The organism is Mangrovibacterium sp. (assembly GCF_059905295.1).
This window is the reverse complement of the sequence record NZ_JBZQJF010000256.1, coordinates 1-4,147: the sequence shown is the minus strand read 5'-3', so window position 1 is coordinate 4,147 and position 4,147 is coordinate 1. Positions and strand designations below refer to the sequence as shown.

Genomic DNA, 4,147 nt, shown 5'->3' with positions numbered 1-4,147 from the left:
GAAAATCAAACAGATGCCTCAGATTGCTCAGAAACTAATAAGTGTTGTTTTGACGCAATCGCGCATCGCAGGTACATTTGCGAAGAGTGGAATGCAGGATGTTACCTCCCAAAAGTTTGATCGTGTTTGGTTCGATGTTACAATTATTTTAATGAAGAGCCAGAGAGACTTCAAACATTTCAACCGAAGCTCTTTGGTATTAAATCTTAGTTTCTGAGGAAAAGATGCAAGTGAACCAGAACAACAAGAAGCGGAATGATGAGGTGTATGTAGCTAAAGCGGGCAAAGCTACACGTTCTTGTATCGTAGTTTTTATGCTTCCCTTTTCTATTCTTCGTCCCATTTCAATCTTGGCGAGTTTACTCCTTTCCGAAAAAGGTATGAACTCTGAGGCTTTCCCAAACGAATTAAAAAATGCATATTTATGAATATTAACGAGAAAAAGAGGACAGGAACTCTCATTAGCATCCAGGATTCACTGGTCAGAGTCCGTTTTAAGGATGATGTTATTATGGGAGAAACTGCAGAAATCTCTGTTGAAGGCAAGCTTTTACAAGCTGAAGTCCTTCAAATTAGCCCGGATTATAAAAATCCGGATTGTGGTATTGCGGAGATGCAGGTATTTGAAGATTTAACGGGTGCGAAAATTGGAGATCCTGTCGTATTTAAAGGTACTCCTTTGTCAGTTCTGTTAGGACCAGGTTTGCTAACCAGTATTTGGGATGGTTTGCAAAATCCGCTCTACGAGCTGAGTGAACAAGATCCTTATTTGAGACCGGGAATGCATGCTCCGGCTTTGGATGAAAAACGAGAGTGGGATTTTACACCAAGTGTATCTGCAGGAGATGTTTTGAAAGGCGGCGATACAATCGGAACTGTCCCCGAGGGACACTTTGAACACAAAATACTAGTTCCCTTTGCGATTAATTCTTGTACAGTTAAGGAAATAATCGGTAAAAAATCCGTGACGATAACCGATGTTGTTGCGGTGGTAACCGATGAGAATAACAAAACACACGAATTAAAACTGGTTTTCCGTCATCCGGTGAAAATGCCGATCCCTTTTAAGGAACGTGCTATTCCTCGAAAAACGATTTCAACAGGTGTGCGGGTGATCGATTTACTGGCACCTGTAAGTTATGGTGGAACAGTTGGAAACCCGGGGCCTTTCGGTGCAGGAAAAACGGTGATGCAGCATACCTTGTGTAAATATGCGATTGCTGATGTGATCATTATGGCTGCTTGTGGTGAACGTGCCGGTGAGGCGGTTGAAGTTTTTAAAGATTTTGCTGAATTGCGGGATCCTTCAACAGGTGAATCACTCATGAACCGGATGTGTATTTTCGGGAATACCAGCTCCATGCCTGTTGCGGCACGTGAAGCGAGTGTTTTCATTGCCCTGACTGTAGGAGAATATTATCGCTACCAGGGCTTTAATGTAATCCTGTTGGCAGACTCAACATCGAGATGGGCGCAAGCGCTTCGTGAACGTAGCGGACGCCAGGGAGATATTCCAGGTCCTGAAGCTTTCCCGATGGATATTCCGGACCAAATTAAAGGGATGTATCAACGTGCCGGTGCCGATACCGGATCAGGCGGTTCATTGACATTTATCGGAACTGTATCTCCTGCAGGTGGTAACTTCCAGGAGCCCGTTACACAGGCAACAATGGATGCTACCGGTGGTTTCTGGGGGTTGTCGCAAGATCGTGCCGATGCCAAGAAATACCCGGCAATTGATCCGCTGGCCTATACAACTTCGGTTTACGACAGTTTCATTCCATGGAAAGACCGTGAGAATATTTTGGCTACTCTACAGGAAGCGAATGATATCGATCAAACAATCAGTACGATTGGCTTGAAAAAAGTTCCGGTTGAGAAATATATCTTATTCCAAAAAGGACAAACCATTGACTTCTGTGTGCTTCAGCAAAATGCTTTTCATGATCTGGATGCTTGTACGCGTCCTGAACGATTAGCAGTGCTTAATGAAGCGATGCAGAAATTAATTAACAGCGAGGTTCGAATTCCTGCTTCAGGTATGGATGACGAAGAAGTGAAAGAAATGATTCGTTCTAAGTTTGACGAACTTCGCCAGTGGTGGCGCGACTGGAATATAACTGCCGAAACTGAAGAGCAGATTGCGACTCTGCCAAGCCAAATTGAACAATTTGTTTTACAAGGAGAATACGTTTTATGATTAAAAAAGAAATAAATCGAATTAGCGAAGTCGGGAAAGCACTGATCTCTGTAGAAGGAAATCCCGGAGTTGCTCTAAACCACGTTGTAGAACTACTTGACGCTGATTCAAACCAAAGTCTTTCCTTTGCGAAAGCCATTAATATTAGCGAAAATTCCACCCGGTTTCAGGTCTTTAATGGTACCGCGGGACTTTCCACCAAGACCAAGCTTCGGATGCATGAGGTGCCGTTAACTGCGGGTTTCTCATACAACATGCTGGGACGAACCTTTGATGGAATTGGTCAGGTTGCCGACAACGGACCTGAAGTTATTTTTGAAAAGCAATTAGAAACCAGTTTGGACACCTTGAACCCAACGGTTCGTTTGGTTCCCAAGCAACCTCTTTGGACTGGTATTCCAATGATTGACGTCTTTAACACGCTGGTGAAATCACAGAAGATTCCAATTTTCGCTTCTCCTACAGAACCATACAACCGTTTGTTGGCGCAAATTGCACTGGGAGCGAAGGCCGATGTGATTATTTTTGCCGGAATTGGACTTAAGTTCGACGAATATCATTATTTCAAGGATCAGCTTTCACAATCCGGAAATATCGATAAAACCATCATGTTTGTTCACCTGGCCGGTGAGTCACAGATCAAGGGCTTAATGCTGCCTGACGTAGCCTTGAGTGTTGCCCGCGAATTTGCTGATCAAGGGAAAGATGCACTTGTGCTGCTAACCGATATGACCAACTGGTCGAACATCCTGCGGAACGTAGCCAACTACCAGGATATGATTCCGTCGCTTCAAGGTTATCCCGGTTCATTATATTCTGAGTTAGCTCGTCGTTACGAGGTTGCCGCAGATATTGAAGGTGCCGGTTCAATCACCATTATCGGTGCAACGACACTTGAATCGCTGGAAGATCCGGTTCCTGATAATACCGGTTATATTACCGAAGGACAGTTCTTCCTCGAAAACGGAAAACTAAAACTAGCCCGTTCACTTTCTCGATTGAAGCAACAGGTTAACGGTAATACCCGTAGCGACCACCGTCCGATTATGACGGCCATGGCCTCTTTGTTGGCTGATGCCGAAAAAGCTTATGAAGCAGCCGAAGTAGGTGCTGCCAATGATGCTTTTTCACAAAAGCTACTGGGCTACAGAAGTGATTTTATTGCCAATATGGAAGAACCTTTTGGAGAACCCATTGAGTTGGAAGCCGCTTTAGACCGGTGTTGGGAAATTCTGAGAAGACATTTTGAACCAACAGAAACTGGGTTGAGTAAAAAGTTGATTGATGAATATTGGCACAAGCAGAATTAAAAATACAGCATTATGAATAATCATAAAGAAAATCTGGAGAACATTGTTTCCAAGCTGAAGCAGGACGGCATTCAGGCGGGTGAAGCCGAAAAGAAACGAATGATTGAAGAAGGTAAAAAGCAAGCTGAAGTGATTCTTGCTGAAGCCAGAAATCAAGCGAAAGAGATCATTGACGAGGCAAAAGAAAAAACGGAGCAGCTTGAAAAAAATGCCCGGATTGCCATGACTCAGGCTTCCCGCGATATTGTGGAGGCTACTAAAGTTGCCATTATAAAACATCTTCAATCCGTTTTTGGAGAACAAGGTAAAAAGCTGTTTACCGAAAAGGAATATATGGCGGTGCTTCTGAAAACAACCTTGGAAAGCATTTCAGGACCGAAGACAGTAACGGTTCCGGAAACAGTCGCAAAAGATATGGAAACATTCCTGGTTAAGGAATCGCTGAACAAGCAAGTGGAGTTGAAACCTTTAGCAGGTGGAAAACCAACAATTGTTATTGAACCTAAAAGTAATAGCGGACTTCAGTTTGTACTGAGTTCGGATGATGTTGAGAAAGGATTATTCTCACTGGTCAACAAAGACCTTGTAAAACGAATTACACAAAGTAAGGAGGACTAGCCTATGTCAAATATGGTAT

The 4,147-nt window shown here is 43.4% G+C and carries 4 protein-coding genes; all 4 read left to right on the top strand.

From position 1 onward, the window contains the following. A partial coding sequence (locus tag AC37HE_RS13280) for a hypothetical protein (protein WP_500783334.1) occupies positions 1 to 217 on the top strand: 217 nt, incomplete at its 5' end. A gap of 207 nt (positions 218 to 424) precedes the next feature. Continuing rightward, on the top strand, positions 425 to 2,200 hold the full coding sequence (locus tag AC37HE_RS13275) for a V-type ATP synthase subunit A (protein ID WP_500783333.1): 1,776 nt from the start codon (positions 425 to 427) through the stop codon (positions 2,198 to 2,200). Further along, positions 2,197 to 3,510: a V-type ATP synthase subunit B gene (locus tag AC37HE_RS13270; RefSeq protein ID WP_500783332.1), complete on the top strand. Its 1,314-nt coding sequence runs from the start codon at positions 2,197 to 2,199 to the stop codon at positions 3,508 to 3,510. The genes AC37HE_RS13275 and AC37HE_RS13270 overlap by 4 nt, the downstream gene beginning before the upstream one ends. Before the next feature lie 12 nt (positions 3,511 to 3,522). Continuing rightward, the gene (locus AC37HE_RS13265; protein ID WP_500783331.1) at positions 3,523 to 4,128 is read left to right on the top strand and encodes a hypothetical protein; all 606 of its coding nucleotides are present in this window, start codon (positions 3,523 to 3,525) and stop codon (positions 4,126 to 4,128) included. Positions 4,129 to 4,147: the final 19 nt, after the last annotated feature.